Genomic DNA, 18,721 nt, shown 5'->3' with positions numbered 1-18,721 from the left:
GCGGACGTGCGCCACGGCCGCCGTACGTCCGGCCCGGCGGTCCGCGGACGAGGAGGGAGAGCGCTTCCCATGCCCGAGGGGGACACGGTCTGGCGCACGGCCCGGCAGCTGCACCGCGCGCTGTCGGGAGCCCCCCTGGTCCGCTGCGACCTGCGGGTGCCCAGGCTGGCCACCACCGATCTGACCGGCCGCGAGGTGCTGGAGACCCTCCCGCGCGGCAAGCACCTCCTGACCCGCTTCGAGGGCGGGCTGACCCTCCACTCCCATCTGCGGATGGACGGCGCCTGGCGCACCTACGCCGCCGGTGAGCGGTGGCGCGGCGGGCCGGGGCACCAGATCCGCGCCGTCCTGGCCACCGCGGCCCGGACCGCCGTGGGCTACCGCCTCCCCGTCCTGGAACTGCTGCGCACCACCGAGGAGGACCGGGTGGTGGGCCATCTCGGCCCGGACCTCCTCGGCCCCGACTGGGATCCGGCCGAGGCGCTGCGGCGGCTGCTCTCCGACCCCGGCCGGCCGCTCGCCGAGGCCCTGCTCGACCAGCGCAACCTGGCCGGCATCGGGAACGTCTTCGCGGCGGAGCTGTGCTTCCTGGTACGGGCCAGCCCCTGGCTTCCGGTCGGCGAGCTCCCCTCCCCCGAACGCCTGCCCGCCCTGGCCAGGAAGCTGCTGGAGGTCAACAAGGACCGGCCCCGACGCGTCACCACCGGTGGTGTCCCCGGCCGGAGCAGTGGTCTGTGGGTGTACGGCCGTGCGGGGAGTCCGTGTCTGCGCTGCGGCACCACCGTTCGCAGCCGGCTGCCCGGCCCGTCCGACGGACAGCGCCTGGCGTACTGGTGCCCGGGCTGCCAGACGGGGCCCTCCCCGGCTCCGGCCTCCCGCTGACCGCCCCGGGACGGCGCGCCGGGGCAGCCCGCCGTGCCGTTCCGCGCGTGCCGCCGTGGGCCGAGCGGAACGGCACCTGTCCGTACCCCTCGCCGAACCTGTGCCCGCGTGCCGCCCGCCGGATCCGGCACACGGAGGGGCCGGGCCGCCACGGGCCCGGCCCGGTCTTCTCGACCGGGCCGGGCCCGTGGCGGTTTGTTCCGGCGTGTACTCGGTGCGCGCCGGTCAGGCGGCGACGACGTCGACGGCTTCCGTGGGCGCCTTGATGGTCACCCGCTCCTCCGGACGGCCCGTGACCGACGTCACGGACACCGGGTTGAGAACGGGACGGCGCATCGGCGCGGGCACCGTGTCGCTCGCCGCGGACTGCGCCAGCTCCGCGAGCGCCAGTTCGTCACTGACCTCCCGCATCAGCTCGGACATCCGCACGTCCAACGCCTCGCAGATCGACGCGAGCAGTTCGGAGGAAGCCTCCTTCTGCCCCCGCTCGACCTCCGAGAGGTAGCCGAGCGAAACCCGGGCGGATGAGGAGACTTCGCGCAGGGTACGGCCCTGGCGCTGGCGCTGCCGACGCAGCACGTCACCCAGCAGGCGACGGAGCAGAATCATCGGTGGCTCCCTCCTAGGACCGCTGACCCGGATCCTTCATGCCCCACCGTACCGCCTACAACCGCGGCCGTGCGGGGAGCGATGCTGTGTTCACTCAGGGCTGCAAACATCCATTCCCCCCACTGTGTTCCGTATCCTTTGTCGCCGCATTTTCCACAAGTTCGCTCAAGAACAGCCGGATCACCGCGCATACGCTCTCGGCCCGGATCTCCGCCCGGTCCCCGTCCAGGTCCAGGGAGAGGGCCACGGGTCCGGTGTCCGGACCGGCGACCGCCACATGGACCCTGCCGACCGGCTGCCCGTCCTGCGGCTCGGGGCCCGCGACCCCGGTCGTCGCCAGGCCCCAGTCCGTGCCCAGCACCCGCCGTACGCCGGCCGCCATCTGGCGGGCCACCTCGGGGTCGACCGCGCCCCGCTCCGCCAGCAGGTCCGCGTCCACGCCCAGCACCCGGTGCTTGACCTCGGTGGCGTAGGCGGTCACCGAGCCGCGGACGGTCACCGAGGCGCCGGGGGCCGCCGTCAGCTCGGCGGCGACCAGTCCGCCGGTGAGCGACTCGGCGGCGGCGACGGTCTGGCCGCGGTCGGCCAGCAGTTTCAGGGCCTGCGCGGTCTCCCCGGTGTCCCCGACGGTCTCGGGGGCCTCGGGTACCTCGGAGGCCTCAGGAGCCTCGGGCGCCTCGGGCGCCTCGACGATTCCGGCGCTCTCGTCACTCATGGCCCTTCCTCTCCGCCGCCCCAGCCCGCCGCAGGACCACGGCCTGCCGCACGTAGTCCAGACCGGTGCCCACCGTCAGGACCACGGCCAGGGCCATCACCCACCAGCGCAGGGTGGCCAGCGGCCCGGTCAGCGCCAGGATGTACATGCCCACCGCGATCCCCTGGGCGAGGGTCTTCAGCTTTCCGCCGCGGCTGGCCGGGATGACACCGTGCCGGATCACCCAGAAGCGCATCAGGGTGATGCCGAGCTCCCGGAAGAGGATCACTCCCGTCACCCACCAGGGCAGGTCGGAGAGCGCCGAGAGGCAGATCAGCGCGGCGCCCATGATCGCCTTGTCCGCGATCGGGTCTGCGATCTTGCCGAAGTCGGTGACCAGGTTGTACCGCCTGGCCAGCTCCCCGTCGAAGAGATCGGTGATCATCGCGATGGTGAAGGCCGCCCAGGCGAAGGAGCGCCAGACCGGGTCGTGTCCGCCGTCGGCGAGCATCAGGAACACGAAGCCCGGCACCAGCAGCAGCCGGATCATCGTGAGGATGTTGGCGATGTTCCACAGACCCGCCTTGCGGGCGGCCGTTCTCTCCTGTTCCGCCACTGTTCCGCCCCTCGCCGCGGAAGCCGGGATGTCCGTCATGTACCCGCCTCCTCATTCCGGGGGCGCCCCCGGACGACGTCCGGGAACGGCTCGGCAACGAGATCCACACCCTCGCTCGCCACCACCTTCGCCTCGACCAGCTGTCCCACGGAGAACCCCGAGGAGCCGCCCGGGCCGGTGAGGAACACCTGCCCGTCGGTCTCGGGTGCCTGGTGCTCCCCTCGCCCGACCGGCCCGTCCTCCTCGTCCACCGACTCGACCAGCACCCGTACGGTCTCGCCGACGCGCTCCTCCGCGCGCTGCGCGGTCAGCTCATCGGCGAGCCGGGAGACGCGGTCCAGCCGCTCGGCCACCGTCTCCGGGTCGGTCTTGTCCTCGTAGGTCGCCGCTTCGGTACCTTCCTCGTCCGAGTACCCGAAGACACCGATCGCATCCAGCCTCGCCTCGGTCAGAAAACGCTCCAGCTCGGCCAGGTCCGCCTCGGTCTCACCGGGGAAGCCCACGATGAAGTTCGACCGGACGCCCGCCTGCGGCGCCCCGGCGCGAATGGTCCGGAGCAGTTCCAGGAAGCGCTCGGTGTCGCCGAAGCGGCGCATGGCGCGCAGTACGCCCGGGGCCGAGTGCTGGAAGGACAGGTCGAAGTAGGGGGCGACCTTCTCCGTCCCGGTCAGGACGTCGATCAGGCCGGGGCGCAGCTCGGCGGGCTGCAGATAGCTGACCCGGATCCGCTCGACGCCGTCCACGGCGGCGAGCTCGGGCAGCAGCGTCTCCAGCAGCCGGATGTCACCCAGGTCCTTGCCGTAGGAGGTGTTGTTCTCGGAGACCAGCATGATCTCCTTCACCCCCTGCCCGGCCAGCCACCTGGTCTCGGCCAGTACGTCGGAGGGGCGGCGGGAGACGAAGGACCCGCGGAAGGAGGGGATGGCGCAGAACGAGCACCGCCGGTCGCAGCCCGAGGCCAGCTTCACCGAGGCGACCGGGCTGCTGCCCAGCCTGCGCCGCAGCGGAGCCCGCGGCCCGGAGGCCGGGGCCAGCCCGTCGGGCAGGTCGGCGGGCGGATCGGCGGAGGGTGCGGACACCGCGCCGTGCCCGGGCAGCGCGACATCGGCGCCCTGCCGCTCGGCCGGGCTGATCGGCAGCAGTCTGCGCCGGTCGCGGGGAGTGTGCGGGATGTGCGAACCCCCGGCGAGAATGGTCTGCAGGCGCTCGGAGATGTCGGCGTAGTCGTCGAAGCCGAGCACTCCGTCGGCCTCGGGCAGCGCTTCGGCGAGCTCCTTGCCGTAGCGCTCCGCCATGCAGCCGACGGCGACCACGGCCCTGGTGCGGCCGCCCGCCCCGGAGGCGGCCGTCTTGAGGTCGTTCGCCTCCAGCAGGGCGTCGACGGAGTCCTTCTTGGCGGCCTCGACGAAACCGCAGGTGTTGACGACGGCGACGTCCGCGTCGGCGGCGTCCTCGACGAGCTCCCAGCCGTCCGCCGCCAGACGGCCCGCGAGCTCCTCCGAGTCCACCTCGTTACGGGCGCAGCCAAGGGTGACCAGTGCGACGGTACGGCGTTCGGGCATGGCCTCAGCCTACTTCGTTCCGGTCGCGCCCCCCGCCCTCAGGGTTCCTCCGTCCCGCTGCTCAGCCCTGCTCGGGATCGCCCTTGGTGTAGCTGACCCGCTGCACCTGGCCGTTCTCGCCGGCCTTGCCGACCTCCTTGCCGTTGACGTAGAGGGTGACCGCGCCCGCGTTGCCGAGGACCAGGTTGATCTGCTCGTCGTCGGTGAAGGTCCGCGACTCGCCGTCCTTGAGGACGTTCTCCTCCAGCAGCCGCCCGTCGTGGCCCTCGGCGGAGAACCAGCTCTGCCCGTCCTCGGCCACCAGCTTGACCGTGACCTTGTCCGCCGGGACGGCGGCGATGGCGCTGTCGGACTCGGTCGGGGCCGGACCGGGCTTGCGGTCGGCGGGCTTGGCCGGGTCGGTGGTCCCGGTGGGCTCGGGGACCTCCTGCCGGGCGGTCGGGGGGTGCTCCGCGTCGTCCCCACCGGTGAACAGGGTGAAGCCGACGAAGCCGACCACCGCCACGATCGCCGCGACCATGGCCGCGGTCCAGTTGGGGCGGGACGGCTCGGGGCGGATGCGTTCCGCCTCGAAGAGGGTGGCAGCCGGGGTCGGCGCCGGGCGCCCGCCGTGTTCGGAGTCGTACCGCGCCAGCAGTTCCTCCGGATCGAGACCGACGACCTTGGCCAGGGTGCGGAGATGCCCCCGGGCGTAGACGTCGCCCCCGCACCGGGAGAAGTCGTCCTGCTCGATGGCGTGCACGATCGGGACGCGGATACGGGTGGCGGTACTGACTTCGTCGACCGTCAGCCGTGCGTCGATACGGGCCTGCTGGATCGCCTGACCGACGGAAGGCCGGTCTTCCGGGGAGGGGTTGCCGATGGACACGAGGGCGCCTTTCGAGCGTGAGCCACCTGCTGGGTACTCAGTCTAGAGGGGGTGCTGAAGGGTCGGGCAAGCGGGCGGGGGGAGTCTGTCCGCCATAGGGATGGGCTTGCCCGCCCATCGGCGTCCACATGCCCCGATCTTCCCTCCGATTGACGCCTTGCCAGGGGAAATGGTTGCCCTGCTCACCCCTGCGAGTGATCCTCTCCCCGGATCATCGCCAGCACCCCGTCCAGTTCGTCGGGCTTGACCAGTACGTCCCTGGCCTTCGACCCCTCGCTCGGACCCACCACTCCGCGCGACTCCATCAGATCCATCAGCCGGCCCGCCTTGGCGAACCCGACCCGCAGCTTCCGCTGGAGCATCGAGGTGGAGCCGAACTGCGTGTTGACCACCAGTTCGGCCGCCTGGCACAGCAGGTCGAGGTCGTCGCCGATCTCCTCGTCGATCTCCTTCTTCCGGCCCTGCCCGACGACCACGTCCTCGCGGAAGACCGGGGCCATCTGCTTCTTGCAGTGCGCGACGACGCCCGCGACCTCCTCCTCGGTGACATAGGCGCCCTGCATACGGGTGGGTTTGCCCGCTCCCATCGGCAGGAACAGGCCGTCGCCCTTGCCGATCAGCTTCTCGGCGCCCGCCTGGTCGAGGATGACCCGGCTGTCGGCGAGCGAGGAGGTGGCGAAGGCGAGCCGGGAGGGCACGTTCGCCTTGATCAGACCGGTGACGACATCGACGGAGGGACGCTGGGTGGCCAGCACCAGATGGATGCCCGCGGCACGGGCGAGCTGGGTGATCCGCACGATCGCGTCCTCGACGTCGCGCGGCGCGACCATCATCAGGTCGGCCAGCTCGTCCACGATCACCAGCAGGTACGGGTAGGGGGCGAGCTCCCGCTCGCTGCCCTCGGCCGCCGTCACCTTGCCGGAGCGCACCGCCGCGTTGAAGTCGTCGATGTGCCGGAAGCCGTAGGCGGCCAGGTCGTCGTAGCGCAGGTCCATCTCGCGCACGACCCACTGCAGGGCCTCGGCGGCCTTCTTCGGATTGGTGATGATCGGGGTGATCAGGTGCGGGATGCCCTCGTACGCGGTCAGCTCGACCCGCTTGGGGTCCACCAGCACCATCCGGACGTCCTCGGGGGTGGCGCGCACCATCACCGAGGTGATCAGGCAGTTGATGCAGGACGACTTTCCGGACCCGGTGGCGCCCGCGACCAGGATGTGCGGCATCGTCGCCAGGTTGGCGGTGACATAGCCGCCCTCGACGTCCTTGCCGAGCCCGACCAGCAACGGGTGCTCGTCGCCGGCGGCCTCGGCCAGCCGCAGCACGTCACCGAGCTTGACCATCTCGCGGTCGGTGTTGGGGATCTCGATACCGACCGCCGACTTCCCCGGGATGGGGCTGATGATGCGCACATCCGGGCTGGCGACGGCGTAGGCGATGTTCTTGGCCAGCGCGGTGATCTTCTCGACCTTGACCGCCGGGCCGAGTTCGATCTCGTAGCGGGTGACCGTCGGCCCACGGGTGAAGCCGGTGACGGCGGCGTCCACCTTGAACTCCGCGAACACCGTGCTCAGTGACGCGACGACCGCGTCGTTCGCGGCACTTCGGGTGCGTCCCGGGCCACCGCGCTCCAGCAGGTCCAGCGACGGCAGCGCGTAGGTGACGTCCCCCGCCAGCCGGAGCTGCTCGGCGCGCGGCGGCAGGGAGTCGGCGGGCTCGGGGGGCGGGGTCCTGGTCAGGTCCGGTACGGCGCCGCCCGCCGCCGAGTGCTCCCGGCCCCCGGCCGCCGGAGCGGCCGGTGCCTGCGGAGCGGCCGGCGCGGTGCCGGTGTGCTCGTGCTCGTCCCGCTCGGTCCGGACCCCGCTGCTGAGGTCGGCGACCAGCGGTGAGGGCTGCACCCCGTGCAGGACCGCGCCCTCCAGCTGGGCGGCCGCGGCGGCGGCCACGTCCACGGCACCCCGGGAGTCCCGGGAACCGTCCGGGGCGGCGGTACGGCGGGAGCGGCGGCCGTCCAGCGCCCGCTTCTCGGCCTGGAAGGCGTCGTCGCCGTCCTTGCGGAGGCTCGCCCGCCGCGGCCGGACGGGCCGGGGCCCGTCGTCGGGGAACCCCTCGTGGCCGCCGTCCACCGGATCGTCCGCCGCCACCAGGCCCAGACGTACGCCCAGCTGCCTCAGCCGCTGCGGAATGGCGTTGACGGGGGTCGCGGTGACGACGAGCAGCCCGAAGACGGTGAGCAGCAGCAGCAGGGGCACCGCCAGCACCTCGCTGACGGTGAGGACCAGCGGCTTGGAGGCGGCCCAGCCGATCAGGCCGCCCGCGTCACGGACCGCACCGGCGTCCCCGCCGCGCCCGGGTGAACCGCAGGCGATGTGCACCAGGCCCAGGAGACCGACGGTCAGTGCCGAGAGCCCGATCACGATGCGCCCGTTGGCCTCGGGCTTCTCGGGATGCCGCATCAGCCGTACGGCGACGGCGCCCAGCAGTATCGGGACCACCAGGTCGAGACGGCCGAAGGCACCGGTGACCAGCATCTCGACCAGCTCGCCGACCGGGCCCCGCAGATTGGACCAGGTGCCGGCCGCGACCACCAGGGCGACACCGAGCAGCAGCAGGGCGAGCCCGTCCTTGCGGTGCGCGGGGTCCAGTCCCCTGGCACCGCGGCCTATGCCCCGCAGCAGGGCGCCGACGGCATGCGCGAGACCGAGCCACAGGGCCCTGACCAGACGGTAGACGCCGTTCGTCGGGGACGGCGCGGGCTTCGGGGGCGCCTTGGGCGCCGCCTTCTTCGCCGCTCGTCTCGCCGGGGGCTTCCCGGGCGCGGCGGACCTCGATGCCGGGGCCTTCCTGGCAGCGGCCTTCTTCGCGGGCGCCTTCTTGGCGGCCTTGCCGGACGTACGTGAGGCCATGGTGCCGAGGTTACCCGTGACAGCCCGCCAAGACACGGACCGAAGTGGCGGATGATACGAATGCGGTCCGGCGCGGCGCGCCCGACACCCCGTCAGGTCACGGCCACCGGCGGGAAGCCGCCGGCCGGGCGGCGGTCAGTTCTGCGAGGGAAGCGAAGCCGCACTGCCCGGCTCCAGGGCGTCAAGTGCCCGCCGCAGGCCGGAGAGTTTGCGCTCCAGATGGGCGGCCGTGGCGACCGCCGCGGCGTCCGTGGAGTTGTCCAGGTGCTTGGAGAGCGCCTCCGCCTGCTCTTCCACGGCCGCCAGCCGCGCGGAGAGTTCGGCCAGCACGCCCGAGGACGATCCCCCGCCGCCGTCTCCGTCCGCGCCCCGGCCCTCCGTCTGCAGCCGCAGCAGCTCGGCCTGCTCGCGCAGTTGGACGTTCTTCATGTACAGCTCGACGAACACCGAGACCTTCGCCCGCAGCACCCACGGGTCGAACGGCTTGGAGATGTAGTCGACGGCACCGGCCGCGTAGCCGCGGAAGGTGTGGTGCGGACCGTGGTTGATCGCGGTCAGGAAGATGATCGGGATGTCCCGGGTACGCTCACGCCGCTTGATGTGGGCCGCGGTCTCGAAACCGTCCATGCCCGGCATCTGCACGTCCAGCAGGATGACCGCGAAGTCGTCCGTGAGCAGCGCCTTCAGCGCCTCCTCCCCTGACGATGCCCGCACCAGCGTCTGGTCCAGCGCGGAGAGGATCGCCTCCAGCGCCAGCAGATTCTCCGGCCGGTCATCGACCAGGAGGATCTTGGCCTTCTGCACCATGGCCCGTCCTCCTCGCCCGGGCGGCGTCCTCGACGCCGCCACCGGGAACGACTCTTTTACGCCGCCCGCCCTTGTGCCGGTCATGGTAGCCCCACCTCGCGGCCCACCACACCCTGTCACCGAGATGTCACTGTGCACGTAGCCAGAACGCCACGGGCGGTCCGAAGGTTCCCCGATTGCAGCACTTCACACGTAATGCTCCCCGGCCCGCCGCACGTCCGGTGTCCCCGGAACCATCGCACATCACTCCGTCCTCATCCACTGCGCCATGACCGACAGCAGGTGATCGGTGTCCACCGGCTTGGTGACGTAGTCCGACGCCCCGGCCTGGATGCTCTTCTCCCGGTCCCCCTTCATCGCCTTCGCGGTCAGGGCGATGATCGGCAGGCCGGCGAACTGCGGCATCCGCCGGATCGCCGTGGTCGTGGCGTACCCGTCCATCTCCGGCATCATGATGTCCATCAGGACGACCGCCACGTCGTCGTGCTGCTCCAGCATCTCGATGCCCTCGCGCCCGTTCTCTGCGTAGAGCACCTGCAGGCCGTTCTGTTCCAGCACGCTGGTGAGCGCGAAGACGTTGCGGATGTCGTCGTCGACGATGAGCACCTTCTCGCCGCCGAAGGCGCGGCGCGGACGCTCCCGGGCCGGCTGCCGTCCGTTGTTCCGCTGCCAGGAGGGCTCGGCACCGGACTCCCCGGGCTCGTCGCGCTCCGCCTCCCGCCGTGCCGGCTGCTTCTCCGGCAGCGGCAGGGGGAGCGTACGGCGGCGGGAGGCCAGTGCCGCCGCGGCGCGTTCCGCGGCGGGTACGTCCAGGGCGTGGTCCGTCTCCCGGCCCGTGCCCTCCTCGGCATCGGCACCGGGCGTCCGGTCGGTCTCCGCGGCACCGGACTGCGAGTGGCCGCCGGAGGACTGGTCGACCTGGGGCAGGGGGAGGTAGAGGGTGAAGGTCGAGCCCCGGCCCGGCTCGCTGACCGCGTGGATCTCGCCACCGAGCAGCCGCGCGATCTCCCGGCTGATGGACAGCCCCAGCCCCGTACCGCCGTACTTGCGGCTGGTCGTGCCGTCCGCCTGCTTGAACGCCTCGAAGATCACCCGCATCTTGCTCTGCGCGATCCCGATGCCGGTGTCGGTCACCGAGAAGGCGATCAGCTCGGAGTCGGGGTCGCGCAGCGAGCCGTGTTCCAGCATCTGGTCGCGGATCGCCTCCGGCACGTCCGACCCGGCCGAGCGGATCACCAGCTCCACGGCCCCGCTGTCGGTGAACTTCACCGCGTTCGACAGGAGGTTGCGCAGCACCTGGAGCAGCCGCTGCTCGTCGGTGTGGAGGGTCGGGGGCAGCTCCGGCGAGACCCGCACCGAGAAGTCGAGCCCCTTCTCCGCGGTGAGCGGCCGGAAGGTCGCCTCGACGTAGTCCACGAGCTGGACCAGCGCGATACGGGTCGGGCTGACGTCCATCTTGCCCGCCTCGACCTTCGACAGGTCCAGGATGTCGTTGATCAGCTGGAGCAGGTCGGATCCCGCGCCGTGGATCGTCTCGGCGAACTCCACCTGCTTGGGCGTCAGATTGCCCTCCGCGTTGTCGGCCAGCAGCTTGGCCAGGATGAGCAGCGAGTTCAGCGGAGTGCGCAGCTCGTGCGACATGTTCGCCAGGAACTCGGACTTGTAGCGCATCGAGACCGCGAGCTGCTCGGCGCGCTCCTCCAGGACCTGCCGGGCGTCCTCGATCTCGGAGTTCTTGATCTCGATGTCGCGGTTGGTCTTGGCCAGCAGCGCCGCCTTCTCCTCCAGCTCCTGGTTGGAGTCCTCGAGCGCCTTCTGCCGGCTCTCCAGTTCCACGGAACGCTCCTGGAGCTGCTCGGCCAGCTCCTGCGACTGCCGCAGCAGCACCTCCGTCTTGGTGTTGACGCTGATGGTGTTGACGCTGGTGGCGATCATCTCCGCGATCTGGTTCAGGAAGTCCTTCTGGATCTGGTTGAAGGGCTGGAAGGAGGCCAGTTCGATGACGCCGAGCACACTGCCCTCGAAAAGCAGCGGCAGCACGACCACGTTGGCGGGCGGTGCCTCGCCCAGCCCGGAGGAGATCTTGAGATAGCCGGGCGGAGCCTGCTCGACCAGGATCGTGCGCTTCTCCTCCGCCGCGGTTCCCACCAGGGACTCGCCCGGCCGGAACATGGTGGGCATGGTGCTCTGCGAGTAGCCGTAGCTGCCGATCATCCGCAGCTCGTACGTGCCGTCCTCGCCCGCTCCGACCCCGACCTCCTGGTTCGCGCCGGTGGGCGCGGCCACGAAGAAGGCGCCGTGCTGGGCGGAGACCACCGGGGTCAGCTCGCTCATGATCAGCCGCGCCACGTCCGCCAGGTCACGGCGGCCCTGCATCAGACCGGAGATACGGGCGAGGTTGCCCTTGAGCCAGTCCTGCTCCTGGTTGGCGAGCGTGGTCTCGCGCAGGGTGGCGATCATGGTGTTGATGTTGTCCTGGAGCGCCAGGATCTCGCCCGCGGCGTCCACGTCGATCTTCACGTTGTGGTCGCCCCGGGTCACCGCGGCGGCCACCCCGGCGATGCTGCGGACCTGGGCGGTGAGGTTGCCCGCCATCTCGTTCACCGACTCGGTGAGGTCCTTCCAGGTGCCGGAGACGCCGTCGACCCGCGCCTGACCGCCCAGCCGCCCCTCGGTACCCACCTCGCGCGCCACCCGGGTCACCTGCTCCGCGAACGACGACAGCTGGTCCACCATCGTGTTGATGGTGGTCTTCAGCTCCAGGATCTCGCCGCGCGCGTCGATGTCGATCTTCTTTGTGAGATCACCCCGGGCGATCGCGGTGGTGACCTGGGCGATGTTGCGGACCTGGCCGGTGAGGTTGGAGGCCATCGAGTTGACGGACTCCGTCAGGTCCTTCCAGGTGCCCGACACCCCGGGCACATGCGCCTGGCCCCCGAGGATGCCCTCGGTGCCCACCTCACGCGCCACCCGCGTCACCTGCTCCGCGAACGACGACAGCGTCTTCACCATGGTGTTGACGGCGTCGGCGAGCTGGGCCACCTCGCCACTCGCCTCGACGGTCACCTTCTTGGTCAGGTCGCCGTTGGCGACCGCCGTCGCGACCTGGGAGATGTTGCGCACCTGGTTCGTCAGGTTCGACGCCATCAGGTTGACGTTCTCGCTCAGGTCCTTCCAGATGCCCGTGACGCCCGGCACATGCGCCTGGCCGCCCAGCATGCCCTCGGTGCCCACCTCACGCGCCACCCGCGTCACCTGCTCCGCGAACGACGACAGCTGGTCCACCATCGTGTTCACGGTCGTCACCAGGGCGAGGATCTCGCCCTTGGCGTCGACGGTGATCTTCTTCGACAGATCGCCCCGGGCGACCGCGGTGGTGACCTCGGCGATGTTGCGCACCTGGGAGGTGAGGTTGTTCGCCATGCCGTTGACGGACTGGGTGAGGTCCTTCCAGGTGCCGGAGACCCCCTCCACCTCGGCCTGGCCGCCGAGGATGCCCTCGGTGCCCACCTCGCGCGCCACCCTGGTGACCTGCTCCGCGAACGAGGAGAGCTGGTCCACCATCGTGTTCAGGGTGTTCTTCAGCTCCAGGATCTCGCCCCGGGCGTCGACCTCGATCTTCTGCGACAGGTCTCCGCGCGCCACGGCGGTGGCGACCTGGGCGATGTTGCGGACCTGCCCCGTGAGGTTCCCGGCCATGCCGTTGACCGAGTCGGTCAGGTCACGCCACACCCCCGCCACCCCGGGCACCTGCGCCTGGCCCCCGAGCCGCCCCTCGGTGCCCACCTCGCGCGCCACCCTGGTGACCTGCTCCGCGAACGAGGAGAGCTGGTCCACCATCGTGTTCAGGGTGTTCTTCAGCTCCAGGATCTCGCCCCGGGCGTCGACCTCGATCTTCTGCGACAGATCACCGCGCGCCACCGCCGTCGTCACCTGCGCGATGCTGCGGACCTGCGCGGTGAGATTGCCCGCCATGGAGTTGACGGAGTCCGTCAGGTCCTTCCAGGTGCCGGAGACACCGTCGACCCGCGCCTGACCGCCCAGCCGCCCCTCGGTGCCCACGTCCCGGGCCACCCGGGTCACCTGCTCGGCGAAGGCGGAGAGCTGGTCGACCATCCGGTTGACGGTGTTCTTCAGCTGGAGCATCTCGCCGGAGACGTCCACGGTGACCTTCTGCGACAGGTCACCGTTCGCCACCGCCGTCGTCACCTGCGCGATGTTGCGGACCTGGCCGGTGAGGTTGCGGAACGCGGTGTTCACCGAGTCCGTCAGGTCCTTCCAGGTGCCCGCCGCGCCCGGCACCTGCGCCTGGCCGCCCAGCTCACCCTCCACACCGATCTCCCGGGCCACCCGGGTGACCTCGGAGCCGAAGGCGGAGAGCTGGTCCACCATGGTGTTGACGGTGTTCTTCAGCTCCAGCATCTCGCCGGAGACGTCCACGGTGACCTTCTGCGACAGGTCTCCGCGCGCCACCGCCGTCGTCACCTGCGCGATGTCCCGCACCTGCGCCGTGAGGTTGCGGAACGCGGTGTTCACCGAGTCCGTCAGGTCCTTCCAGGTGCCCGACGCGCCCGGCACCTGCGCCTGGCCGCCCAGGACGCCCTCGGTGCCCACCTCGCTGGCCGCCCGCGTCACCTCGTCCGCGAACGTCCGCAGCGTCTCGGTCATCGTGTTGATGGTCTCGGCGAGCTGCGCCACCTCGCCGCGCGCGTTGACCGTGACCTTCTGCGACAGGTCGCCGTTCGCCACGGCGGTCGTCACCCGGGCGATCTCACGCACCTGGGAGGTGAGATTGCCCGCCATCGTGTTGACGGAGTCCGTCAGGTCCTTCCACACGCCCCCGGCGCCCGGCACCCGCGCCTGGCCGCCCAGCTCACCCTCGGTGCCCACCTCGCGCGCCACCCGCGTCACCTCGGACTGGAAGGCCGAGAGCTGGTCCACCATCGTGTTGACGGTGTTCTTCAGCTCCAGCATCTCCCCGGCCACGTGCACCGTGACCTTGCGCGACAGGTCGCCCTTGGCGACCGCGGTCGTCACCAGCGCGATGTCGCGGACCTGGGCGGTCAGCCGGGAGGCCATGGTGTTGACGGAGTCGGTCAGGTCCTTCCAGGACCCGGACATGCCGCGCACCCGCGCCTGGCCGCCCAGCTTCCCCTCGGTACCGACCTCGCTGGCGACCCGTGTCACCTCGTCGGTGAACGTCGAGAGCTGGTCGACCAGCCCGTTGACCGTACGCCCGACCTTCAGGAACTCGCCCCGCAGCGGCTGTGTCGTCCCGTTCGGACTCTGGACCCGCAGGTCCATCCGCTGCTCCAGATCGCCCTCGGCCACCGCCGACAGCACCCGGCCGACCTCGGAGACCGGTCGCACCAGATCGTCCACCAGCGCGTTCGACGCGTCGATGGCCGCTTCCCAGGCTCCCTCGCAGGCACCGGTCTCCAGCCGCTCGGTCAGCTTGCCGTCCCGGCCGACCACCCGGCGCACCCTGGCCAGCTCACTGGTCAGATGCAGGTTCCGCTCCGCGACCTCGTTGAACACGGCCGCGATCTCGGCCATCGGGCCGCTGCCGGCGACGGTGAGGCGTTTGCGGAAGTTCCCGTCCCGCATCGCCTCGAGCGCGGTCAGCAGCCGCCGGACCGAGGCCGCGTCCACCTCGACCGTCCCGTCGGCCCGGGATCGCCCGCCTTTCGTGCGCGTGCTGGCACCTCGCACCGCTCCGCCAGACTGCACCGTGTTCCTCCCGCTGGGTCGAACGTTCCGCCCGGGCATTTCACATCGAGCGCTCCCAGTGTTTCACCATGGTGGAACCAGGCGATAACAGTTCGGCAGCATCGCACACCGCCGGCCAACCGCCTCAGGGGGGAAACACCCGCATCCGGGGCCCGCTCGCACTGCGAACGTAAGTAACCTGGCATCCGGCTGTCCATCCGTCCCGGTCCACCGGGGCCAGGACCGTGACGGTTATGTGATCACGACGGGTATTCGGAGGGGCGCTGCGGTGGACGAGGCGAGTGCCGGGCAGGGGCTGGCCGCGGCGGCGGTGGGCGCCCAGCGGGCACCTGTGACACCGGCGCGCACGGGCGGCGGCAACGGCGACAACGGCGGCGGAACAGCCATGGGGAGAACAGTGATCACGGCGCGAGCTGCGGCTACCTTCGAGCCGGTCGGACGCTCGGTGGCGGCTGCCCGCGCCTTCGTACGCGACACCCTCCAGGGTTGGGGGCTGGCCGACATCGTCGACGACGCCGTCGTCCTCACCAGCGAACTGGTCACCAACGCCGTCGTCCACGCCGGGACCGCCGCCGACGTCCGCTGCCTGCGCGACGGGGACAGCGGCGTGCGTGTCGAGGTCGTCGACCGCTACCCCGACCGGGGACTGCCCGTCCAGGATCTCGGCCACCACTACGGCGACCCCGATCGCGAGGGAGGCCGCGGCCTGCTGCTGTGCGCCTCGCTCGCCGACCGCTGGGGAGTGGACTACACCGCCACCGACAAGCGCGTCTGGTTCCGGCTCGACCTCCCCGAACGCCCGGTCGGCACCCGCAGCGCCGGGCCGGTGCTCCCCGACAGCGTCCTGCCCGTCACCGACACCCGGGTCCGCGTCGCCGTGGTACAGGTGGACCGGAGCGGCACCGTCTCCTCCTGGAACGACGACGCCCGTGAGCTGTTCGGCTATCCCGCGGGGCAGGTCACCGGCAAACCGCTGACCGACCTGGCCGCCTGGCCCCACACCCCCGGCACCGGCACCGGCGTCGCCGAGGCCCTGACCATGTCCCGCTGGGAGGGCTCGTACGGCATCCGCTGCGCCGACGGCCGCACCATCCCGGTCTACGCCTCCCATCTGCGCGTCCGCGACGCCGACGGCGAGCCCTCCACGGTCTGCCTGCTGGTGCGCGACCACGAGCGCGCGGTGCTGCAGTCCCCGTCGCGCGGCGCGGCCTCCGACGGCGCCGGTGCCGCCGAGCGCCGGGAGCGCGGCGGCACCGACGCCTTCGACGTCTTCATCGGCTCCCCGCCGCCGGACGACCTCGACGGTCTCCTCCAGCGCACCGTCGAACGCGCCCGCGACACGCTCGACGGCGACGCCGCCTTCCTCCTGCTGGCCACCGACGACGAGACCGAACTGGAGGTACGCGCCACCACCGGTCTGCCCGCGGCCCGCCAGCGCTTCGCCCGCGTCCCCGTCGAGGCGGGCAGCGGGCGCTACGGCTCGGCCCGGATGCCCTCGGTCCACGAGGACCTCACCGCCGTGCCCGATGCGGTCCCGCTGCTGGAGGGTACGGGCATGCGCTCGGTCGTCACCGTCCCGCTGAAGGTCGAGGGGCGGCTGACCGGCTCGCTCGGCGTCTCCGCGGAGGCGCCCGGCCGGTACACCAACGAGGAGGCCCTGCGACTGCAGTTCGCCGCGGACCGGATCGCGCTCGCCGTGGAGTCCGCGCGGCTGACCGAGCTGGAGCGGCTGCGCCGCGGCTCGCTGTCCTTCCTCGTCGAGGCCTCCGACCTGCTCGCCGGCACTCTCGACCGGGACCAGACGCTCGCCCTGATGGCCCAGATGACGGTCCCCACCCTCGCCTCCTGGTGCGCCGTCTACACCATCGCCGAGCAGCAGACCGAGCCCGAGCTGTCGTACGTCCTGCACGAGGACGAGGAACGCATCGACGGCCTCAAGGCGCTGCTGGCCAAGGTCCCCCCGCCCGACCCGGTGCCCACCCCGGGTGCCCGGCTGTGGAGCGCCCCCGGCGACGCGGCGCACTCCACCGCGCTGCGCACCTCCCTGCGCAGCCTGGGCCTGGACCACACCGGCCTGTCCGGCAGCCACTCCACCGGCGGTGGTGCCGGCACCACCCTCGCCACCGCCTCCGCGGTCGGCGGGGAGACGGTGGTCCTGCCGCTGGTGGCCCGCAACCGCGTCATCGGCCTGCTGACGCTGGGCAAGCCCTCCGACGAGCGCTTCCGCCAGGAGATCCTGGAGCTCGCCGAGGACCTCTCCCGCCGGGCCGCCCTCGCCCTGGACAACGCCCGCCTCTACAGCGAGCGGACCGCCATCAGCCAGTCCCTCCAGCGCAGTCTGCTGCCGCCCGAGCTCCCCGAGGTGCCCGGTGTCGAGGTCGAGGTCATCTACCGTGCCGCGGGTGAGGGCAACGAGGTCGGCGGCGACTTCTACGACCTGTTCCCCATCCGCGACGGCGCGTACGGCTTCGCCATCGGTGACGTCTGCGGCACCGGTCCCGAGGCCGCGGCGGTCACCGGCCTCGCCCGCCATGCGCTGCGGCTGCTGGCTCGCGAGGGGCTCGGCGGCCCGGCCGTGCTGGAACGGCTCAACACCGCGATCCTCGACGAGGGAGCCCGCAGCCGCTTCCTGACCCTGCTCTACGGTGAGCTGTGGCCGAACCCGGAGGGCGGGGCCACCCTCAAGGTCGTCTGCGCGGGACACCCGCTGCCGTTGCGGCTCCGGCAGAACGGCACCGTCGAGTCGGCTGCCGAGCCGCAGCCGCTGCTCGGCGTGCTGGAGGACCTCGAACTCTACGAGGAGACAGTCAGCCTCGACCCGGGCGATGTCCTGCTGTGTGTCACCGACGGGGTGACCGAGCGCCGCGAGGGCGACCGGATGCTGGGAGACGACGGCCTCGCGGAAGTCCTCACCACCTGCACGGGCCTGACGGCGGGGGCCGTCGCCGCGCGCATCATGCGCGCCGTGGAACGCTTCGCGGCGGACGCGCCCTCCGACGACATGGCGATCCTCGCGATGCGTGTCCCGGAGTGACACGGAGGACGGGAGCGGAAACGCCGAAGGCCCCCGCCGTGTGGCGGGGGCCTTCCGATTGTCCGAGCCCCAATACGGAATCGAACCGTAGACCTTCTCCTTACCATGGAGACGCTCTGCCGACTGAGCTATTGGGGCGAGCAGCGGGATAGATCATACCCGACCGGCGGGGTACTTCCGACCACGTGTTCGTCCCACTCCGTGCGTCCCGCCCACGGATCGGAATCCCACTACAGAGCTCCGAGGCGCCCGCCTCAGCAGGCGGGCTCCACCAGCAGGCCACCCAGCGCGTTGCAGGCCGAGACGATCCGCTGCAGCTCACGACGGGACATGGCGGCGTCCAGCGGCAGCGCCAGGCACTCCCCCGCCGCCCGCTCGGCCTCGGGCAGCCACACGTCCGTCCGGAACTCCGGCAGCCGGTGCAGCGGCGTCCGCACCGGCACCCGGCACTCCACCCCGCGTGCCCGCAGCGCCTGTTTGAAGGCGTCCCGGTCGGGCCGCCCGTTGCCCGGCACCCGTACCACGTACTGCTCGTACACGTGCCGTACGCCGGCCGCCACGAACGGCACGACCACGCCGGTCAGCCGGGAGCTCAGGAACTCGGCATGCTGTCGACGGCGTGCGACCTCCACCGAGGACACGGCCGCTCCGGAGTCCGGCTCGATCACCTTCAGCCCGTGCTGCTGCGCCAGTGCGCGCAGGCAGACCATGTCCGCGGGGTGACCGAAGAGGTGCACGGGAACCATGGCCGCGGTCCGCTCACTCAGGACGATGGCGACGGAGGCCGGATCGAGGCAGAGACTCGCCGGTTCGATGTCCGCGAAGACCGGCAGCGCTCCGGCATCCCGTACCGCGGCCGCGATCTCACCGTCGCAGTAGGCCGGCACGACGACCTCGTCTCCGACGCCTATGTGCTGCTCCGCAAGTCTCGACCGGAGCGTGTCGGCCGGTGTCCTCGTCCCCATCGCCATGGCCACGATGCTGAGGGCCCTGCGTGAACTGCCGGTGACGGGAAC

11 protein-coding genes and 1 tRNA gene are annotated in these 18,721 nt (G+C 71.5%); 2 read left to right on the top strand and 10 right to left on the bottom strand.

Going from position 1 to position 18,721, the window contains the following annotated elements:
• The first annotated feature begins 69 nt into the window (after positions 1 to 69).
• Positions 70 to 882, top strand: coding sequence for an Fpg/Nei family DNA glycosylase (locus V1L54_RS15830; RefSeq protein WP_330118647.1), 813 nt, complete (start codon positions 70 to 72; stop codon positions 880 to 882).
• 225 nt (positions 883 to 1,107) lie between these two features.
• Here V1L54_RS15830 and V1L54_RS15825 read toward each other — a convergent pair whose 3' ends face one another.
• From V1L54_RS15825 to V1L54_RS15790, 8 genes are all read right to left on the bottom strand, one after another.
• Positions 1,108 to 1,491, bottom strand: a complete 384-nt coding sequence (locus V1L54_RS15825; RefSeq protein WP_100200078.1) for a helix-turn-helix domain-containing protein — start codon at positions 1,489 to 1,491, stop codon at positions 1,108 to 1,110.
• A gap of 94 nt (positions 1,492 to 1,585) precedes the next feature.
• Positions 1,586 to 2,206, bottom strand: coding sequence for a CinA family protein (locus V1L54_RS15820; protein WP_330118646.1), 621 nt, complete (start codon positions 2,204 to 2,206; stop codon positions 1,586 to 1,588).
• Positions 2,199 to 2,840 (bottom strand): CDP-diacylglycerol--glycerol-3-phosphate 3-phosphatidyltransferase, encoded by a 642-nt coding sequence (gene pgsA / locus V1L54_RS15815; RefSeq protein ID WP_330118645.1) that lies wholly within the window; start codon positions 2,838 to 2,840, stop codon positions 2,199 to 2,201. The genes V1L54_RS15820 and pgsA overlap by 8 nt, the downstream gene beginning before the upstream one ends.
• Positions 2,837 to 4,363 (bottom strand): 30S ribosomal protein S12 methylthiotransferase RimO, encoded by a 1,527-nt coding sequence (gene rimO / locus V1L54_RS15810; RefSeq protein WP_330118644.1) that lies wholly within the window; start codon positions 4,361 to 4,363, stop codon positions 2,837 to 2,839. Before rimO ends, pgsA begins: the two co-directional genes overlap by 4 nt.
• A gap of 61 nt (positions 4,364 to 4,424) precedes the next feature.
• Complete coding sequence (locus V1L54_RS15805; protein ID WP_330118643.1) at positions 4,425 to 5,231, bottom strand: helix-turn-helix domain-containing protein; 807 nt, start codon at positions 5,229 to 5,231, stop codon at positions 4,425 to 4,427.
• Positions 5,232 to 5,413: 182 nt separating this feature from the next.
• Positions 5,414 to 8,134 carry a DNA translocase FtsK gene (locus V1L54_RS15800; RefSeq protein ID WP_330118642.1) on the bottom strand — a complete coding sequence of 907 codons (2,721 nt, stop codon included), beginning with the start codon at positions 8,132 to 8,134 and terminating at the stop codon, positions 5,414 to 5,416.
• Positions 8,135 to 8,269: 135 nt separating this feature from the next.
• Positions 8,270 to 8,941, bottom strand: coding sequence for a response regulator (locus V1L54_RS15795; protein ID WP_330118641.1), 672 nt, complete (start codon positions 8,939 to 8,941; stop codon positions 8,270 to 8,272).
• Positions 8,942 to 9,184: 243 nt separating this feature from the next.
• On the bottom strand, positions 9,185 to 14,671 hold the full coding sequence (locus tag V1L54_RS15790) for a HAMP domain-containing protein (protein ID WP_330118640.1): 5,487 nt from the start codon (positions 14,669 to 14,671) through the stop codon (positions 9,185 to 9,187).
• 385 nt (positions 14,672 to 15,056) lie between these two features.
• Here V1L54_RS15790 and V1L54_RS15785 point away from each other — a divergent pair, with 385 nt between their 5' ends.
• Entirely contained in the window at positions 15,057 to 17,705 is a 2,649-nt protein-coding gene (locus tag V1L54_RS15785) for a SpoIIE family protein phosphatase (RefSeq protein ID WP_330118792.1), read from the top strand.
• A 65-nt stretch (positions 17,706 to 17,770) separates the two neighbouring features.
• Here V1L54_RS15785 and V1L54_RS15780 read toward each other — a convergent pair.
• Both V1L54_RS15780 and V1L54_RS15775 read right to left on the bottom strand, forming a co-directional pair.
• A tRNA-Thr gene (locus tag V1L54_RS15780) sits at positions 17,771 to 17,843 on the bottom strand.
• A 116-nt stretch (positions 17,844 to 17,959) separates the two neighbouring features.
• Positions 17,960 to 18,670 carry a DegT/DnrJ/EryC1/StrS family aminotransferase gene (locus V1L54_RS15775; RefSeq protein WP_443076656.1) on the bottom strand — a complete coding sequence of 237 codons (711 nt, stop codon included), beginning with the start codon at positions 18,668 to 18,670 and terminating at the stop codon, positions 17,960 to 17,962.
• Positions 18,671 to 18,721 lie beyond the last annotated feature (51 nt).

This window comes from Streptomyces rubellus, assembly GCF_036323805.1.
Classification (GTDB): Bacteria; Actinomycetota; Actinomycetes; order Streptomycetales; family Streptomycetaceae; genus Streptomyces.
The sequence above is the reverse complement of the archived record's forward strand: the minus strand, read 5'-3'. Positions and strand labels throughout refer to the sequence as shown.